Genomic DNA, 18,459 nt, shown 5'->3' on the forward strand with positions numbered 1-18,459 from the left:
TTCTTAAATTGTAATAATGTTATACGTAGCATAGAATCAAATAAAATTTATGATAAAAAAATAATATTGCCCCCCTTATCTAAAGTAATTTATAAATTTATGTAATCATCACCAAGGAAATAGCTAATGTTGAAATATGAAAAAATGCCTATAACAACAATATTCATCGTATTGGCGACCATTATTTACTCCACATTTGTTTCATATTCATTAACAGGTAGTTTTATCGGGAAAATAAATATTTTAGACTTGGAAAAATATGGAGGGTTAACACCTGATAAATTATATTAATTTGAATATTGGCGGCTTCTTGCTTCTCAATTTATACACGTTAAACAACTGCATATGGTTTACAATGTATTATCATTTTCCATATTGGGAATCTTATTAGAGAAACATCTCGGATCTAAATTTCTATTAGCCTTATGGTTTACTTCTGGCGCGTTGGGAACCCTTTATAGCACTAACCTTGTCAGTCCGCCTTGGAATCTTGGCACAGGTGCATCACAAGCTGTTTTGGGCGTATCTTCCTTTGCATTGTTACTGGTTTTTGTCAAAGAGCACACATCTGGCATCTTAAAATTTGCGGTTATTTTTTCCATACTGCCAGCAATGGCATTAGACTTAATTTATGCCCACTATCCTAAGCCTGGTCATGTGCTTGCTATATGTATTGGGCTTACAATGAGTTTGTTTTTCTATCGAAAGAATAAATCTTATTTTGATAACATTATCATTTAAGAATGATATTTTTATTTGTCATCAAAATAAACAGCATAAAATTTAAACAATGGCATTATTACCGTTAAAACAATTAGCAAAAGAAGATAATACCATGGCAATTAAAGCAAGTAAGTTTACTGAAAATGAATATTCAGAGTATTATACGTGATTTAGTGATGAAAGTATTTCAAGGTGTTAGGTGATATAGATAATGAATGGTTAGATTATACTTTAAATTCCCCTGAAGTATCACAATTGGTCTTTTATGATGAAAATGCGCTTATTGGTGTAGTTGGAATTTTTTTGCCAAATACTGAATATAATTACTATACCGTAATGGAATTTGCAGTTAACCCCATTTTTCATAAACGTGGTTATGGAACTAAAATTCTTAATTATTTGATGAATTTTAAAGAATATGAAAAATCCAATATTTGGAAAGCCATTGTGGCTGTTGAAAATAAAAAAGCCCGATCTTTTTTAAAAAAAACGGATGGCAATTTGACGGTGTTGAGGATAATAAGTATGTCAAAGTTTTCTTTGAAAAATAATTTTTTTACATCAGGACTTTCTTGTTTATTCTTTTAACCCCCCATTAAATGGAGAATGGCCATGCTTTTTCTAATAAAAAACCCCAGCCATTGCCGACCGGGGTTTTAACATAGTTTAGTTAATTTATTGCCTTACAAAACACTCTTCGTCTGCTGAACAATCTCAATCAAAGGTTGTGGCCAAACGCCTAGAATCAAGACCAACAAGCCAGTGAGCAACACGACAATCCCGCCGGCGGTAAATGCCCAGTTATGTGGCGTATCGCGGTTCAGCGCTTTTGGTGCTGGTAAGTACAGGCTCACCATAACACGCAGGTAGTAATAAAGACCAATGGCACTGCCCAGCACGACCGCGCCAGTCAGCCACCACAAGTGAGCTTCAACACCCGTAGCGATAACGTAGAATTTACCGATAAAGCCGAAGGTTAATGGTATACCCGCCAGAGACAGCATCATGATAGTCATGACGGCTGACAGAATCGGTTTATGCCAGAACAAACCACGGTATGAGAACAGGGAGTCCGCATCCGGCCCTCTGTATGGGCTGGACATCAGGCTGACGACACCAAATGCACCGATGCTGGCAAGCAGGTAGCCAACCAAATAGATGCCCGCAGTCTCTTCCGCCAGTGCGTGATCTTTGATGGCAACCAAAACCACCAGCAAATATCCGAAATGGGAAATGGATGAATAACCCAGCAGGCGCTTGATATTAGTTTGGGTCAATGCCAGCAAGTTACCAAACAGGATGGAGGCAATGGCTATCACAGTCAGCACAATACGCAACGTTTCGCTATCAGTGACAGGCGCGGCAACAAATAAACGCATAACCACTGCGAAAATCCCGACTTTACTTGCCGTCGCAAGAAACGTTGATACTGGTGCCGGTGCGCCTTGATAAACATCCGGAGTCCACAATTGGAAAGGCACAAGGGAAAGTTTGAAGCCCAACCCCACCAACATCATGCCTAATCCCGCCAAGACCAACGGTTCATACAGTTTGCTGTCACTCAGGCTTTTACCCAATGCAACAAAGGACAAACTGCCGGATTCTGCATACAGCAGCGCAATACCAAATAACAGGAATGAAGACGCCGCAGCGGATAACAACATGTATTTGATGCTGGCTTCCAGTGAACGTCTCTGGCGATAGGCGTAACCCACCAAACCAAATAACGGCAGTGTCAGCAATTCAATCCCAACAAACAGTGATGCCATATGATTGGCAGAAGAGAGCAAGATCCCCCCAACTGCCGCGATCAGCACCAGAAGATAAAACTCTTCTTTGTTGTCGGGATAATTCTCCAACCATGAATAGGCAAATGTCGTCGTCGCAAGGCTCGCAATCAGCACAAGGGCGGTATAGAACATGGCAAAGCGATCGACATGGAGCAATGGAGTAACATCCATTGGCTCTTGTTGCCCGACAAAATAGAGGGAAAGAAGAGCCAGATTAAGCCCGATGACCGTCAGGGTGACATTGGTGAAATGATCGCGTCGCCACGCAATGGACAGCATCACAACCACCACCGTCAATCCGACGATCAATAGTGGCAACAGTGCGATCAATTGTTCAGAAGTTATTGTCATGGCGAATTACAGCCCTGTAGTTAAAAGTGAAGCTGAGTACCAATTCTGGATGTTACTCATCGCGGCGGCTGAGGTATCAAGGATTGGTTGTGGGTAAACCCCCAAAAGCACCAACAAGACGACCAGCAGCAGCAGAATTGAGATTTCACGGGCATCCATCTGTGGCAATGGTTTATCCGTTTTTGGTGCTCCGTAGTAAGCCTTCTGCATCAGGTACAGTGCATAGACCGACGCAAAAACCAGGCCAAATACGGATACAGTAGTAATCAGGGTGAATTTACTGAAACTACCGAACAAAATCATGAATTCCCCGACAAAGTTACCGGTGCCCGGCATCCCCAATGTCGCTACCGCGAAAAACAGGGAAATCGCGGGCAGCAGTTGAATTCTTCCCCACAAACCACCCATTTGGCGCATATCACGAGTATGCAGGCGTTCATATAATTGACCACACAGGATGAACAGACCCGCAGCAGACAGGCCATGTGCAATCATTTGGATCACCGCCCCCTGGTAAGCCAGCTGGCTGCCCGTATAAATGGCGATAAGAACAAAGCCCATGTGGGAAACACTGGTGTAAGCAATCAGACGCTTGATGTCAGTCTGGCTGAACGCCATCCACGCACCATAGAAAATGCCAATCACGCCCAACCACATGGCAATCGGAGCGAAATTCGCAGAGGCTTCCGGAAAGAGCGGCAAGCTGAAACGGAGCAAGCCGTACGCCGCTGTTTTCAACAAGATCCCCGCGAGGTCAACTGAACCCGCCGTTGGTGCCTGACTATGGGCATCCGGCAACCAGCCATGCAGAGGAACAACCGGCATTTTCACCGCAAATGCAATGAAGAAGCCCAGCATCAGCAGGTACTGAACGGTATAGGACATTGGTGTATTCAACAATTCTTCATAGTTGAATGACCATACGCCCGTTGCATCGTGGTGAACAAATGCCAGTGCCAAAATTGCAATCAACATGACCAAGCCACTGGCTTGGGTATAGATGAAGAATTTCGTTGCTGCCGTGATACGGGTTTTACCTTCTGAGCCTCTGTGACCCCACAGGGCTATCAGGAAGTACATCGGAACCAGCATCACTTCCCAGAAGAAGAAGAACAAGAACAGGTCGATGGCAAGGAAGACCCCCATCACACCGCCGAGTATCCACAGCAAGTTCAGGTGGAAAAACCCTTGGTACGGCTGGTTTTCATTCCACGAACAGAGGATAGCCATCAAACCCAGCAATGCCGTCAGCACGACCATCAGCAAGGAAAGACCATCCAGTGCCAGATGAATGCTGATACCAAAACGAGGTATCCACGGCAAAATGAATTCCGATTGCCACTGTGGAATGCCCTGCGGGTTGGTCAGTGTATAACCGCCCTGCATCCACAGGTACAGAGAGAGTAACAGCGTCAGCCCCATCGCGAGAAGCGCTATCCAACGCGGCATACGAGTGCCTAAGCGCTCAGCCTGCCAGCACAGCAGGCCTCCGATGAAGGGCAGAAGAATTAGCCAAGGTAATAGCATGGCGCAATGTGTCCCTTAATTAAACCAAAAGCAGCAGAGCTAAAACCAGCACTGCACCCAACCCCATAGAGGTAGCGTACCAACGGACTTGTCCGTTCTCACTCCAACGCAGCCCTTTATTGCCCCAACGTGACAATATGGCAGGAATGTTCATCAGTGAGTTCAAAGGATCACTTTGCAACAAGCGGGTAATGCCTTTGAATGGTTTCACGAATACCCAGTCATACAGCGCATCAAATCCCCATGCATGGAACCACCATGTCGAGAAGAAGCGACCTGGTGCACTGTTCGCAGTAGCATTGACCACGTTGCGTTTACCAAGATACAGCGCTGCTGCCAGTAAAATACCGACAACGGCAACCACACCAGAAATGATTTCCAGCGCCATTTTGCCATCATGCCCCGAATGGCTTTCCGGCAGAACACCTGACAGCGGAAGCTTAATCAACGTAGCGCCAATGAAGGTAGACAGCACCAGCAATACTGACAATGGCAAGGTATGGGTAATGCCCTTGACGGGATGAGCATGGGTATTTTCTTCGCCATGGAACACAATGAAAATCATGCGGAAGGTGTACAGGGACGTCATAAATGCCCCGACCAATCCTGCCAGCATCAGGTTCATATGACCATTTGCCAGTGCGCCCCACAAGATTTCATCTTTACTGTAGAAACCGGCGGTCAATAACGGCAGAGCTGAAAGTGCTGAACCACCCACAATGAAACAGAGATAAACAAACGGAATACGCTTGCTCAACCCGCCCATCTTGAAAATGTTTTGTTCATGGTGGCAAGCCAGGATCACTGAGCCGGAAGCCAGGAATAACAGCGCCTTAAAGAAGGCATGGGTCATCAGGTGGAAAATGGCCGCATCCCACGCCTGCACACCCAGTGCCAAAAACATGTAACCAATTTGGCTCATGGTTGAATAGGCTAGCACGCGTTTGATGTCGGTTTGCACCAGCGCGGCAAATCCCGCCAGCAATAAGGTTACAGCACCGATAATTCCCACTAGGTGCAGAATGTCTGGCGCCATCAGGAACAATGCATGACTGCGGGCAATCAGGTAGACACCCGCCGTTACCATGGTTGCGGCGTGGATCAGAGCAGAAACCGGTGTCGGGCCTGCCATCGCATCCGCCAGCCATGTTTGCAATGGCAACTGCGCTGATTTACCCACGGCACCACCCAGAATCATCAGGGTTGCCCAAGTTATCGCGGTTGAACCTGCTTCCATGTGCTGTGGCGCCAATACCGCCAATTCGCGGAAACTCAGCGTGCCTAGCTGGTCGTAGAGGATAAACATACCAATGGCAAGGAACACGTCCCCCACACGGGTAACGATAAACGCTTTCATTGCCGCCGCGCCATTGGCCGGGTTTTGGTAGTAGAAACCGATCAACAGGTAACTGCACAGGCCAACGCCTTCCCAACCGAGGTACATCAGCAGCATGTTATCTGCCAGTACCAATACCACCATGCTGGCGATAAACAGGTTGGTGTAGGCGAAGAAACGGGAGTACCCCTCTTCGCCCCGCATGTACCATGAGGCGTAAACGTGGATCAAGAAACCGATGCCGGTCACAACACCCAGCATGGTCATTGACAGACCGTCCAGTACCAGATTGACAGGAATATTTAAATTGCCTGCATCCATCCAGTTCCACAGCGTCTGGCTGTAAACCAGCCCCCCTGCCCCGTTTTGGGAAACAAAATCAATGCCGATCCAAAGTGTAGTTAATGCTGCCAGGCCAACCGAACCACTTCCAATGGTGGCTGACAAATTTTCAGACCAGCGGCCACGGGAAAATGCCAATAGCAGAAATCCCAACAGTGGCAGCAGAATTGTTAAGTAGAGTAAGTTCATCCGCGCATCTCACTGACTGTATCAATATTCAGATTTTGGCGGCGACGGTGCAACTGTAGTAACAGTGCCAAACCGATGCTCGCCTCGGCTGCTGCCAGCGTAATGGCCAAAATATACATTACCTGACCATCAGGTTGGACCCAGTAACTGCCGGCAACCACAAATGCCAGCGCTGCAGCATTGATCATGATTTCCAGCCCGATCAGCATGAAAAGGAAATTGCGGCGGATAATCAGGCAAGTAAAGCCCAATGTAAACAGGATAGCCGCCAGAATAAGGCCGTGGCTTAACGCGATCATTGTTGATCCTCCGCTCGATTGCTGATGACTTCGCCCTGTCGGTTTTCACGACCAATATGGTAAGCCACCACCATTCCCGCCAATAACAGCAAGGATGCCAGTTCGACGACCAGTACATAAGGGCCAAACAAGCTGATACCGACTTCTTTGGCGCTGACCACTTCCCCTTTGATGCCAACCGATGACAGTGTATTGATGGCGTAAACCAATACAATCAGCAGCACAATGGACAGAATAGACGGACCAATCCAAGCTCTGGGTTGCAGCCATGCACGTTCTTGCTCAACGACCGATTTCCCCAGATTCAGCATCATCACAACGAAGACGAACAACACCATGATCGCCCCGGCATAAACAATGATTTCCAACGCACCGGCAAAATAGGCGCCAAGGGAGAAAAACACGATGGATAATGCCAGCAAGGACGTAATCAGGTACAACAGTGCATGCACCGGATTCGTGTGGGTTATCACCCTAAGTGTTGCGAGGATGGCAACCAGCCCTGCGACATAAAATGTAAGCTCCATGAATATCGCTCCTTACGGCAACAGGCTTTTAACGTCGATAGGCTTGGCTTCATTCTCGGCTTCGCCCTTATCTTTGCCGTCAATTGCCATGCCCGTCTTACGGTAAAAGTTATAGTCAGGATATTTCCCTGGCCCGGAAATCAGCAGATCTTCTTTCTCGTACACGAGATCTTGACGCTTGAATTCACCTAGTTCGAAGTCTGGCGTCAATTGAATAGCCGTCGTTGGACATGCCTCTTCACACAAGCCGCAGAAAATGCAACGCGAGAAGTTGACGCGGAAAAATTCCGGATACCAGCGACCATCTTTATGCTCGGCTTTTTGCAGTGAGATACATCCCACTGGGCACACTGCTGCACACAGGTTACAGGCAACACAACGCTCTTCACCGTCAGGATCACGCGTCAGAACGATGCGCCCACGGTAACGGGGCGGCAGATAGACTGGTTCTTCCGGATACATCTGTGTTTCGCGTTTATGGAAGGCATGAAGCCCTATCATCCAAATACTGCGTACCTGGGTGGCGAAACCGACCACTAACTCTTTCAATGTCATGGTTCAATCACCCCTTTATTGAGCGTTGTATAAAATCACTGCGGCAGTTGCCAGCATATTGAGTAACGTTAACGGCAGACAGACTTTCCAGCCAAAGGCCATCACTTGGTCATAACGCGGGCGCGGTAATGAAGCACGGATCAAGATAAACATCATCATGAAAAATGCCGTTTTCAGCGCAAACCAGATGAATGGCGGCAAGAGAGGCCCATTCCAGCCACCGAAAAATAATGTGACGATTAAAGCGGAGACTGTCACGATAGCGATGTATTCACCGACGAAGAACAAACCGAATTTCATGCCGGAATATTCGACGTGATAACCATCGGCCAATTCCTGCTCTGCTTCCGGTTGGTCAAAAGGATGGCGGTGACATACTGCTACGCCAGCAATCGCAAAGGTCAGAAAGCCAAAGAACTGGGGAATGATATTCCAGACATGTTGCTGCGAATTAACGATATCAACCATGTTGAAGGAACCGGCTTGTGCCACAACGCCCATCATGGACAGACCCAGGAAGACTTCATAGCTCAGAGTCTGTGCTGATGCACGCATTGCCCCCAGCAGGGAATATTTGTTGTTACTTGCCCAGCCGGCGAACAACACGGCATACACCGCCAGACCCGCCATCATCATGAAGAACAGGATACCGATGTTCAGGTCTGCCACCATCCATGTCGGACTTACCGGCACGATGGCAAAGGCCAAAAGCAATGAACAGAACGCAATAACCGGAGCCAAAGTAAAAATGGCCCGATCAGAGAAGCGCGGCGCCCAGTCTTCTTTGAAGAACATTTTGATCATGTCTGCGACGAGCTGCAATGAACCGCCCCAGCCCACTCGGTTTGGCCCGTAACGGTTCTGGAACAACCCAAGGATGCGACGTTCAAAGAAACTCATGAATGCCCCGCAGATGACCACAACCAGCAGAATGGCTACCGCTTTCAGTACGGCAATCAGGATTTCAATCACGTCGGGAGTAAGCCAATTCATTATGCGACCTCCCGTAAGTTATTGACTGATTTGCCTGCCAGAACCGGAGGTATACCCTGCATTCCGAGTGGCAGACCAACTTGCCCCTGCACCAGATTGCGGCTCAGGCGCACAGTTAAACGCAACTGTTGACCCTCACAATCAAACGCCATAACCGAACCTTCCTTCACATTCAGGTGTTCCGCATCTTTGTGGTTGATCATCACATAGGGTTCAGTCATACGCTCCTGAATTACATCAGAACGCTGTGACAATTCATCACTGCCGAACAGATGGAAATAAGGGGCGACATACCATTGGTTATCTTGTGCGGCAAAGGCAGCCGGAATGCTGTCAAAGTAGTTCAGGCCACCATCAACCGTTTCAATCAAACGCACGCCCGGATCGCCAAAACGCAGTTTGCCGCCCACTTCCGCCTGGAATTTGTTCCACGCTTGTGGTGAGTTCCAGCCCGGAGCCCATGCAAACGGAATTTGCTGGCGCGGAGCGAATGGACTGTTGTTACCTTCCATTGAGAAAGCAAACGGGGTGTCGATATCTTGTGGCTGGCGCTGCTCATGAACGCTGACATCCGCCAGCATCGCAGTACGGCCACTGTAACGATGAGGAGAACGAGCCAGTTTTTGCCCACGAATACGGAATGTGGCATCGGGTGCCGCATTAACGATGCCTTTGAATTGCGGCATGGCTTTGACACAGGCTTCGATGACATGGTCAAGTTGCGTCCAGTCAGTCTGGCATTGGGTATAAGTGGTATAGAGAGAATGCATCCAGCGCCAGCTTTCCAGCATGACGATGGACTTGTCATAGAATGACGGTTCATAAACTTGGAAATAACGCTGGGCACGGCCTTCCTGATTGATCAATGTGCCATCACTTTCAGCAAAACTGGATGCTGAGAGAATCAAGTGCGCTTTATCCATAATGGCGGTGCGCTGATGATCAACAACGATCAAGTTTTTCAGGCTATCCAGCGCACTGTCAATTTTATCCGCTGGCGCATGACGATAGAGATCGTTTTCCACCACAATGGCAGTATCTGAATCTCCCTTAGCAATACGCTGCAAAGCCGAATCCAATGGCTGCGCTTCCATCATCGCCAAACCAAGGCTATTGGCATACGCGGCAACATAAGTCAGACCAACATTCGCACCTTTGTCTTTCAATGCCCACGCAATATTTGCCGCAGCCTGAATCAAAGTATCGCTGCCCGGATTGCTGCCACTGATTATCAGTGGTTTTTTCGCATCACGCAGGGCTTGTGCGATAATTTCCACTTTATTTTTCAGGTCATCCGGCAAGTCATTGACGGCAGGCGCAATGCTGTTCAGGGCATGGGCAATGGCAAAGCCAAAGCGTGCCTGATCATCAACTGGTGCCTGGTAACTCCATGCGGCAACATCATCCAAGCGGGTATCATCAATACTGGTCAGGAACAACGGATACTTGGCGCGTTGGCCGATATTCATAACCGCTGCGATTTGCCAGTCTGCCACTTTCTGGGCCGCAGCCATATCACGCGCCTTGCCTTTCACCGCCTGACGCACAGACAGAGCCATGCGAGCCGCAGTCTGAGTCAAATCTTCACCCAAGACCAATACGGCATCGTAATCTTCGATTTCACGCAGGGACGGCGTATAAACTCCGCCTTGTTGGAGAATTTCCAACATCATGTCAAGGCGGTGCTGTTCTTCTGCGGAAATGCCGCTGTAGAAGTTTTCAGCCCCAACCAATTCACGCAAAGCAAAGTTACTTTCAATACTGGCTCTAGGTGAACCAATGCCAATGACGTTTTTCGCCTGACGCAAGATATCCGCACCACCTTGCATCACTTGGTCAGCATTCAGTGAAATCCACTGGTCGCCGCGCAATTGCTGTGGTTGGCGAGGACGGTCATCACGGTTGACATAACCGTAACCGAAGCGGCCGCGGTCACACATAAAGTAGTGGTTGACAGTACCGTTATAACGGTTCTCAATCCGGCGCAATTCACCATAACGCTCTCCGGGGCTGGTGTTGCAACCAATACTGCATTGCTGGCAGATGCTGGGTGCAAACTGCATATCCCATTTACGGTTATAGCGTTCTGAATGGGTTTTATCGGTGAATACCCCTGTCGGGCAGATTTCGACCAAGTTACCGGAGAATTCACTTTCCAGCGTTCCGCTTTCAGGACGGCCAAAATAGAGGTTGTCATGAGCACCATAAACGCCAAGATCCGTACCGTCCGCATAATCTTTGTAGTAACGGACACAACGGTAGCAGGCGATGCAACGGTTCATCTCATGAGCAATAAATGGCCCCAGATCCTGATTCTTATGGGTGCGCTTGGTAAAACGGTATCTACGGAATGAATGGCCCGTCATTACCGTCATATCTTGCAAATGACAGTTTCCCCCTTCCTCACAAACAGGACAATCGTGGGGGTGGTTGGTCATCAGCCATTCCACGACACTTGCGCGGAACTGCTTTGCTTCATCATCATCAATAGAAATATAAGTGCCATCTGATGCCGGTGTCATACAAGACATCACCAGACGACCGCGTGTATCTTCCGCGTTTTGATATTGCTTCACCGCGCACTGGCGGCAAGCGCCAACGCTTCCCAGCGCTGGATGCCAGCAAAAATAAGGTATATCAAGCCCCAATGAGAGGCAGGCTTGCAACAGGTTATCAGCCCCGTTTACATCATATTCTTTGCCGTCTACATGTATCGTAGCCATAGTCAGCATGCTTCCCAATGGCCTGCCGTGGCAGGCGTTAATCAAAATTCAGCCCTAAGCCTGTTTTTACAAGCTATTCTTGCAAAATCGGCCTTACCAACGCTGCTTAAGCAAATTTGGTTGAATACCCGCGATCAGGCTGGTATTGCCATAATCTTTTGTAACAATGCCCGCTTCAAATTCTTCACGGAAGTATTTGATGGCACTTTGCAAAGGTTCTACGGCACCAGGTGCATGGGCGCAAAATGTTTTGCCGGGACCGAGGAAACGGCAGAGTTGTTCCAGCGTTTCAATATCACCGGGTTGCCCCTTGCCCTCTTCAATGGCTCGGAGGATTTTGACACTCCATGGCAAACCATCGCGGCATGGCGTACACCATCCACAAGATTCCCGGGAGAAAAATTCTTCAAGGTTGCGGGTCAGAGATACCATGTTGATCTCATGATCCACTGCCATGGCCAGTGCGGTTCCCAGACGGCTGCCAGCTTTGGCGATATTCTCGAAATCCATCGGCAAATCGAGATGGGCTTCTGTCAGGAAATCGGTTCCTGCCCCGCCCGGTTGCCATGCCTTAAATTTCAGGCCGTCACGCATGCCACCTGCGTAATCTTCAAGAATTTCACGGGCGGTTGTTCCGAAAGGCAATTCCCAAAGCCCCGGATTTTTCACCCGGCCAGAAAAGCCCATCAATTTGGTACCGGCATCTTTACTTTTGCCTTCACTCAAACCGATGTACCACTCTTTGCCATGTGCGAGAATTGCAGGAACATTACACAGAGTTTCAACGTTGTTTACGCACGTTGGCTTACCCCAAACGCCTGAAGTTGCAGGGAACGGGGGTTTTGAACGTGGATTCGCGCGGCGCCCTTCAAGGGAGTTAATCAGCGCAGTTTCTTCACCACAGATATAACGTCCCGCACCGGTATGAACAAACAGTTCAAAATCGAAACCACTGCCCAAAATATTTTTGCCAAGTAATCCAGCAGCTTTGGCTTCTTCAATTGCCTTACGCAAATGAACGGCGGCTTCAACATATTCGCCACGCAGGAAGATGTAGCCACGGTAGGCTTTCAGCGCAAATGCACTGATTAACATACCTTCCACCAGCAAATGGGGCAGTTGCTCCATCAGCAATCGGTCTTTGTAAGTGCCCGGTTCCATTTCATCCGCATTGCACAGCAAATAACGGATGTTCATGCTTTCGTCTTTTGGCATCAGGCTCCATTTCAAGCCTGTGGAGAAACCCGCACCGCCACGACCTTTTAAGCCAGCATCTTTCACCAAAGCAGTAATGTCATCAGGAGCCATGCCCTTCAGTGCTTTTTCGGCTCCCTTGTAACCTTCTTTGCTTCGATATTCATCCAACCAAACAGGTTGTCGGTCATCACGCAACCGCCATGTCAGGGGATGAGCTTCCGCGGTGCGGATAATTTCTTTCACTCCTGAATGCGTTGTCATGGATACTGCTCCAGTAATCGTTCGATTTCTTCGGGTTTGACATAACTGTGGGTGTCTTCATCAATCATCATGGTCGGCCCCTTGTCACAGTTACCCAGACAGCAGGTTGGCAGCAGTGTGAAACGACCATCTGCCGTGGTCTGCCCCGGACGAATGTTCAAGTGCGATTCTATCGCTGCCTGAACGCCCTGATAGCCCGTGATATGACATACAACACTGTCACAGTAACGAATAATGTGGCGCCCTACTTGTTGACGATAAATCTGGCTATAAAATGTCGCCACACCTTCCACATCACTGGCAGGAATACCCAGCACATCAGCAATGGCATAAATGGCGCCATCCGGCACCCAGCCACGCTGTTTTTGCACAATCTTCAAGGCTTCAATTGACGCAGCACGCGGATCTTCATAATGGTGTTTTTCTTGCTCAATGGCATCACGCTCTTCTGCGCTCAGAATAAACTCATCCGGTGTCTGAGCGTCCGTTACGTTAACCACATCAAGGCGTACTTGCTTGTTTGCGTTAAATTCACTTTGCATCGTTAGCGATCCACATCAGACATAACAAAATCGATACTGCCCAGATATACGATAAGGTCAGAAACCAGACTGCCGCGGATCACCGATGGAATTTGCTGCAAGTGAGCAAAACTTGGTGTGCGGATACGGGTGCGGTAACTCATTGTGCTACCGTCACTGGTCAGGTAATAACTATTGATACCTTTAGTCGCTTCGATCATCTGGAATGATTCATTGGCAGGCATGACCGGCCCCCATGACACTTGCAGGAAGTGGTTAATCATGGTTTCGATATGCTGTAAGGTACGCTCTCTTGGTGGCGGTGTAGTCAGAGGGTGATCAGCCTTGAATGGGCCTTCTGGCATATTTCTGAGGCACTGCTCAAGGATGCGCATACTCTGGCGAATTTCTTCCACTTTCAGCATTACACGGTCATAGCAATCACCGTTGTAGCCTGTCGGAACTTCAAAATCGAAATTCTCATAACCGGAATAAGGACGCCATTTACGTACATCAAAACTGATTCCCGTCGCCCGCAAGCCAGCGCCAGTTACGCCCCAGTCGAGAGCCTGTTTTGAATTGTAAGCCGCTACACCAACAGAACGCCCTTTCAGTACGCTGTTTTTCAGCGCCGCTTTGACATAAGAATTCAAGCGTTTTGGCAGCCAGTCCAACAAGTCGCGCAGCAGTTTATCCCAACCGCGAGGTAAGTCATGGGCAACCCCACCGATACGGAACCATGCAGGATGCATGCGGAACCCCGTAATGGCTTCAACGACATCGTACACTTTTTGGCGGTCAGTAAAGGCAAAGAAGACGGGGGTCATTGCACCAACGTCTTGAATAAATGTACTGATATAAAGTAAGTGGCTGTTGATGCGGAACAACTCAGACAACATGACGCGGATAGTTTTCACCCGATCCGGCACGTCAATGCCCGCCAGTTTTTCAACGGCCAGCACATACGGCATTTCGTTGACACATCCGCCCAAATACTCAATGCGGTCGGTATAAGGGATATAGCTGTGCCATGACTGGCGCTCACCCATTTTTTCAGCGCCGCGATGGTGATAGCCGATATCAGGGACACAATCTACGATTTCTTCACCATCAAGTTGCAGAATGATGCGAAACGCACCGTGGGCAGAAGGATGGTTCGGCCCAAGGTTGAGGAACATGAAATCTTCATTGTCGGTACTGCGTTTCATGCCCCACTCTTCTGGCTTGAAAGTCAGTGCTTCCATTTCCAGATCTTCTTTCTGCTTGGTTAACATGAAAGGATCGAATTCCGTCGCACGCGCAGAATATTCTTTACGCAGCGGGTGACCTTCCCATGTTGGCGGCATCAATATACGACGCAAATTCGGATGCCCATTGAATGTAATACCAAACATTTCCCACGTTTCACGCTCATACCAATTGGCATTCGGGAAAATCGACGTGATGGTCGGAATGTTCAAGTCTTGCTCAGCGAGCGCGACTTTCAACATAATGTCACGGTTACGCTCAATGGAAATCAAATGATAAAATACCGAAAAATCCGCAGCCGGCAGCCCTTGGCGATGTGAACGCTGACGTTCATCAACACCATGTAAATCAAACAGCATGACATACGGCTTGGGTAATTTTTTCAGAAATGTTATTACTTCCAGTAACTGTTCCCGCTTCACCCAAACAACTGGCATACCAGTGCGGGTGGGCTGAACAGTAAAGGCATCCGGGCCAAATTGACGATTAAGCTCGTTTACCACCGGATCATCGAAATGATCCCGTGTTTCCCAAGCAGGCCGGGCGCTTTCTTGCGCTATCTGATCTGTCATCATTCTTCACCACAACGCTTGATCAGGGTTTTTGTGATCGCAACACATTGCTCTTGGTTACGCTATATGGCTATCCCTTTCGTCTTTCAAGCCGTAGCTTTGTTGGCTACTCTTACGCGCCCCACTCACACAGTTATCTATGTTCCGGAGGGTTCGCTCCCTTGCCGTCATGCTACATCTTGAAATCCATTGGGTGTAAAAGCCTTAAATTTCGTCTGGAGTTCGCAGATTCTTCACTGCGATACGTTCACCGCGTTTCCGTTCTCTTTCTGATTGCATATTTGCGCGGTAAACCCCCTGATCGCCAACAACCCATGACAGTGGGCGGCGCTCTTTGCCTATGGATTCTTGCAACAACAAAAGTGCCTGCATATAGGCTTCTGGACGGGGAGGACAGCCAGGAATATAAACGTCTACAGGGATGAACTTATCAACCCCCTGCACAACAGAATAAATATCGTACATTCCGCCGGAATTCGCGCAGGCTCCCATCGAAATAACCCATTTAGGTTCCAGCATTTGATCGTACAAGCGTTGGATAACGGGAGCCATTTTGACGAAGCAGGTTCCTGAAATCACCATGAAATCGGCCTGACGCGGGGATGCCCTCAATACTTCTGCACCAAAACGTGCAACATCATGAACAGCGGTAAATGACGTCACCATTTCCACATAACAACAAGAAAGGCCAAAGTTATAAGGCCACAGGGAGTTTTTTCTCCCCCAGTTCACCATATCATGCAAGGCATTCTCTAATTTGCCCATATAAACACTGCGGTGAACGTGCTGCTCCAGGGGATCGCTGACAATTTCCTGTTTTTGCAGGGGATAACGGTCATTCTCACCGTTCGGATCTATGCGGGTGAGCGTATAATCCATCTTTGTGCCTCGCTATTACTGCATATGACTGTTGTTGGTATTGATATAAGTGTCAGCACTCGGTTTACTGACATGACGTTTTGAACGTGCCGGAGTCCAGTCCAACGCTCCAATGCGCGCCAGATAAACCAAGCCTGTCAATAACACCAAAATGAAAACGCTTGCTTCGGCAAAGCCCAGCCAGCCGCTCTCTTTGATTGAGACAGCCCACGCATACAGGTAAAGGGCTTCAACATCGAAGATGACAAAGAACATAGCGACCAGATAGAACTTCGCAGACAGACGAAGACGAGCACTACCAACTGAATCGATACCTGATTCATAAGGTACGTGTTTTGCTCTGCCTTTCGCCCTGCCCCCCATGAAGTATCCGCCCAGTAACATGAGCGTACACAAGCCAAGGGCACCTATCAGGAAAACCGCAAATGCCCAGTGATGGGCTAAAATTCCAGTGGATGTAGACATACTCGTTGCTTACTCATCAAAAGTGGTATCAGGATATCTGCTCTTTTTACCGGCAGTATTGACCACATCGATTCATGGGAAGGGATAACAACCAAATCTGAAACTGCGCTAATCAATATAATTTATCGCTTGAATCGTCTTGGTTTTTATTCCTCTCAACAATATCTTGCCTTAACGGCAAAGCGCTCACATATTTATTTACAAACAAAAAACCATTAATTAACAGATTGTGCTTATATTTCGCTAAAACGTGTCAGTAATACGAAAAAAAAATACCCGAGCCTAACTAGTCTAACCGATAACTCGACTTTACTACACTATTATCGCAGGAAAAACCTGTCTTTCCACTGTGATGTTTGGGGTATTTTTATGATCAAGTGCACAGTTCTATTGAAAAAAGCCCAACACTTGAATGCAATTTATTCAATTCTTAATAGATTGTTTTTAAAAAGAACAATCGCATTACAACAAAACAGTGGGTTTTCAGCGTTGAATTTATTTTAGCAAGTCAGTTATATAAAATTTGTTAAGAAAACAACATTCCCTTAACCAAAATTCGATAGAGAAAGAAAAATTAATGGAGGATATTTTTTATTGTAAATATCAGAAATAGGAATGAAAACTTAGAGGGATTATTAATAACTAATTAACAACAGGCTAATATTTCCACAAAATGAAATGGAAATATTAGCCTGTAATACACATAATACTATTCGTCTATATTTTCGACTGAAATTCCATCAACTGATTCAGTTGATTTAGTTGATTCAATGGACTCAATTGATTCATCCTCTTCAACGGATTCATCAGACTCATCAGCCTCAACAGTCGTTACGGTATACGGTGTTTTCTTGTTTTCTATTGCATCAAAAACAGTCAGGACAGATTCATTCTGCTCATTGCTGTTACGATATAAGAAGAATTGAATTTCCGGCAGACGCGGTAAGCCTTCGCTTTCACCCAAGATTCTCAGGTCTGCATTATGCATTTCCAAAGGACGGGCAGTAATGCCCACTTCTGCATTTACAGCTGCCCGAACGGCAGACAGTGATGCAGCTTCATACGCTATACGCCATGAAACACCTGCCATATCCAGCGTATCTAAAGCTAGTTGGCGGAACGGGTTGGTTTCATCCATCACAACCAATGGTACAGGTTCATTATCCTGTAATTGGAAATCCGGTGCACAATGCCATAAAACAGGCGAAGCACGGAGGATTGTTTTAGGATGATGGTTAATCTTTGCTGTGGTTAATGCCAAATCAATCTCATGGTTATCCAGCATGCTTTCAATAAACTGAGCGCGTTTAATTCGCACATCAACAGCAACACGTGGATAGACAGAAGCAATACGGTTCAACAAAAAAGGAAGAAGTGTATCAACAGCGTCATCTGACACACCTATTCTTAATTCACCGTCTGCATCATTGTAGGTTAATGATGCTGTTGCATCGTCATTCGCACGAAGAATCTGACGTGCGTAACCAAGAAGTTGAAGCCCATGCTCGGTCAGCAGCTTGTTACGACCGTGGCGAGCAAATAACTCTCTCCCCACTAGATGCTCTAATCGCTGCATTTGCTGACTTACAGCTGACTGCGTTCTAGAAACAGCTGCGGCAGCTGCTGCAAAAGTATTTAAGTCAGCAACAGCAACAAAAGTTCTTAGCAGATCGAGATCGAGGTTTATTATCTGACGATTTGCATTTATCATTGTTTATTCATCACTTTTTTTTGATTTTAATTACTAACTAACCTGGTGTTTTTACTTCAGCAGTATCAAATTAAATAATACCGATTGTGACATTACTCTACTCTATAAAATAGGGCAAAGGTTTACTGCATTTTTTTTACTATTTAGATCATAGTGGGTTTTATTTTCTCCTTTCTTAACAAAATTTATGCAATCCAAAAATAAATTAGAGATAAAACTCTATTTACATCACATAATAACCAATTTCCAG

The 18,459-nt window shown here is 47.2% G+C and carries 16 protein-coding genes and 1 pseudogene; 3 read left to right on the forward strand and 14 right to left on the reverse strand.

Translation table 11 applies throughout. From position 1 onward, the window contains the following. The first annotated feature begins 126 nt into the window (after window positions 1–126). From BM100_RS23495 to BM100_RS01970, 3 genes and pseudogenes are all read left to right on the forward strand, one after another. Window positions 127–291, forward strand: coding sequence for a hypothetical protein (locus tag BM100_RS23495; protein WP_244590543.1), 165 nt, complete (start codon window positions 127–129; stop codon window positions 289–291). Window positions 292–306: 15 nt separating this feature from the next. Beyond that, window positions 307–741: pseudogene (locus BM100_RS23500) on the forward strand (rhomboid family intramembrane serine protease); the annotation flags it as partial. Window positions 742–915: 174 nt separating this feature from the next. Beyond that, window positions 916–1,311: a GNAT family N-acetyltransferase gene (locus tag BM100_RS01970; protein ID WP_092507437.1), complete on the forward strand. Its 396-nt coding sequence runs from the start codon at window positions 916–918 to the stop codon at window positions 1,309–1,311. A 95-nt stretch (window positions 1,312–1,406) separates the two neighbouring features. Here the strand turns inward: BM100_RS01970 and nuoN are convergent, their stop codons facing one another. The 14 genes from nuoN to hexA form a co-directional block, all read right to left on the reverse strand. Next, a complete protein-coding gene (gene nuoN, locus BM100_RS01975; protein WP_092507439.1) occupies window positions 1,407–2,864 on the reverse strand; it encodes an NADH-quinone oxidoreductase subunit NuoN in 1,458 nt (485 codons plus the stop codon). A 6-nt stretch (window positions 2,865–2,870) separates the two neighbouring features. Continuing rightward, complete coding sequence (gene nuoM, locus BM100_RS01980) at window positions 2,871–4,391, reverse strand: NADH-quinone oxidoreductase subunit M (RefSeq protein WP_092507441.1); 1,521 nt, start codon at window positions 4,389–4,391, stop codon at window positions 2,871–2,873. A gap of 19 nt (window positions 4,392–4,410) precedes the next feature. Continuing rightward, window positions 4,411–6,258, reverse strand: coding sequence for an NADH-quinone oxidoreductase subunit L (gene nuoL / locus BM100_RS01985; protein ID WP_092507443.1), 1,848 nt, complete (start codon window positions 6,256–6,258; stop codon window positions 4,411–4,413). Further along, window positions 6,255–6,557, reverse strand: a complete 303-nt coding sequence (gene nuoK / locus BM100_RS01990) for an NADH-quinone oxidoreductase subunit NuoK (RefSeq protein ID WP_092507445.1) — start codon at window positions 6,555–6,557, stop codon at window positions 6,255–6,257. Before nuoK ends, nuoL begins: the two co-directional genes overlap by 4 nt. Next, window positions 6,554–7,084 carry an NADH-quinone oxidoreductase subunit J gene (nuoJ, locus tag BM100_RS01995; protein WP_092507447.1) on the reverse strand — a complete coding sequence of 177 codons (531 nt, stop codon included), beginning with the start codon at window positions 7,082–7,084 and terminating at the stop codon, window positions 6,554–6,556. The genes nuoK and nuoJ overlap by 4 nt, the downstream gene beginning before the upstream one ends. A 12-nt stretch (window positions 7,085–7,096) precedes the next feature. After that, on the reverse strand, window positions 7,097–7,639 hold the full coding sequence (gene nuoI, locus BM100_RS02000) for an NADH-quinone oxidoreductase subunit NuoI (protein WP_038237098.1): 543 nt from the start codon (window positions 7,637–7,639) through the stop codon (window positions 7,097–7,099). 15 nt (window positions 7,640–7,654) lie between these two features. Next, window positions 7,655–8,632 (reverse strand): NADH-quinone oxidoreductase subunit NuoH, encoded by a 978-nt coding sequence (gene nuoH / locus BM100_RS02005; RefSeq protein WP_092507449.1) that lies wholly within the window; start codon window positions 8,630–8,632, stop codon window positions 7,655–7,657. After that, entirely contained in the window at window positions 8,632–11,355 is a 2,724-nt protein-coding gene (nuoG, locus tag BM100_RS02010) for an NADH-quinone oxidoreductase subunit NuoG (protein ID WP_092507860.1), read from the reverse strand. Before nuoG ends, nuoH begins: the two co-directional genes overlap by 1 nt. A gap of 93 nt (window positions 11,356–11,448) precedes the next feature. Further along, window positions 11,449–12,813, reverse strand: a complete 1,365-nt coding sequence (gene nuoF / locus BM100_RS02015) for an NADH-quinone oxidoreductase subunit NuoF (protein ID WP_092507451.1) — start codon at window positions 12,811–12,813, stop codon at window positions 11,449–11,451. After that, window positions 12,810–13,355 carry an NADH-quinone oxidoreductase subunit NuoE gene (gene nuoE, locus BM100_RS02020; RefSeq protein WP_092507453.1) on the reverse strand — a complete coding sequence of 182 codons (546 nt, stop codon included), beginning with the start codon at window positions 13,353–13,355 and terminating at the stop codon, window positions 12,810–12,812. The genes nuoF and nuoE overlap by 4 nt, the downstream gene beginning before the upstream one ends. A 2-nt stretch (window positions 13,356–13,357) precedes the next feature. Next, window positions 13,358–15,157 (reverse strand): NADH-quinone oxidoreductase subunit C/D, encoded by a 1,800-nt coding sequence (gene nuoC / locus BM100_RS02025; RefSeq protein ID WP_175494898.1) that lies wholly within the window; start codon window positions 15,155–15,157, stop codon window positions 13,358–13,360. A 201-nt stretch (window positions 15,158–15,358) separates the two neighbouring features. Then, window positions 15,359–16,033: a NuoB/complex I 20 kDa subunit family protein gene (locus BM100_RS02030; protein WP_010846751.1), complete on the reverse strand. Its 675-nt coding sequence runs from the start codon at window positions 16,031–16,033 to the stop codon at window positions 15,359–15,361. Between the two features lie 15 nt (window positions 16,034–16,048). Then, window positions 16,049–16,498, reverse strand: a complete 450-nt coding sequence (locus BM100_RS02035; RefSeq protein ID WP_092507457.1) for an NADH-quinone oxidoreductase subunit A — start codon at window positions 16,496–16,498, stop codon at window positions 16,049–16,051. Between the two features lie 709 nt (window positions 16,499–17,207). After that, entirely contained in the window at window positions 17,208–18,209 is a 1,002-nt protein-coding gene (gene hexA, locus BM100_RS02040; protein WP_092507459.1) for a transcriptional regulator HexA, read from the reverse strand. Window positions 18,210–18,459 lie beyond the last annotated feature (250 nt).

Origin of the sequence: Xenorhabdus mauleonii, assembly GCF_900113945.1 — a bacterium.
Lineage (GTDB): Bacteria > Pseudomonadota > Gammaproteobacteria > Enterobacterales > Enterobacteriaceae > Xenorhabdus > Xenorhabdus mauleonii.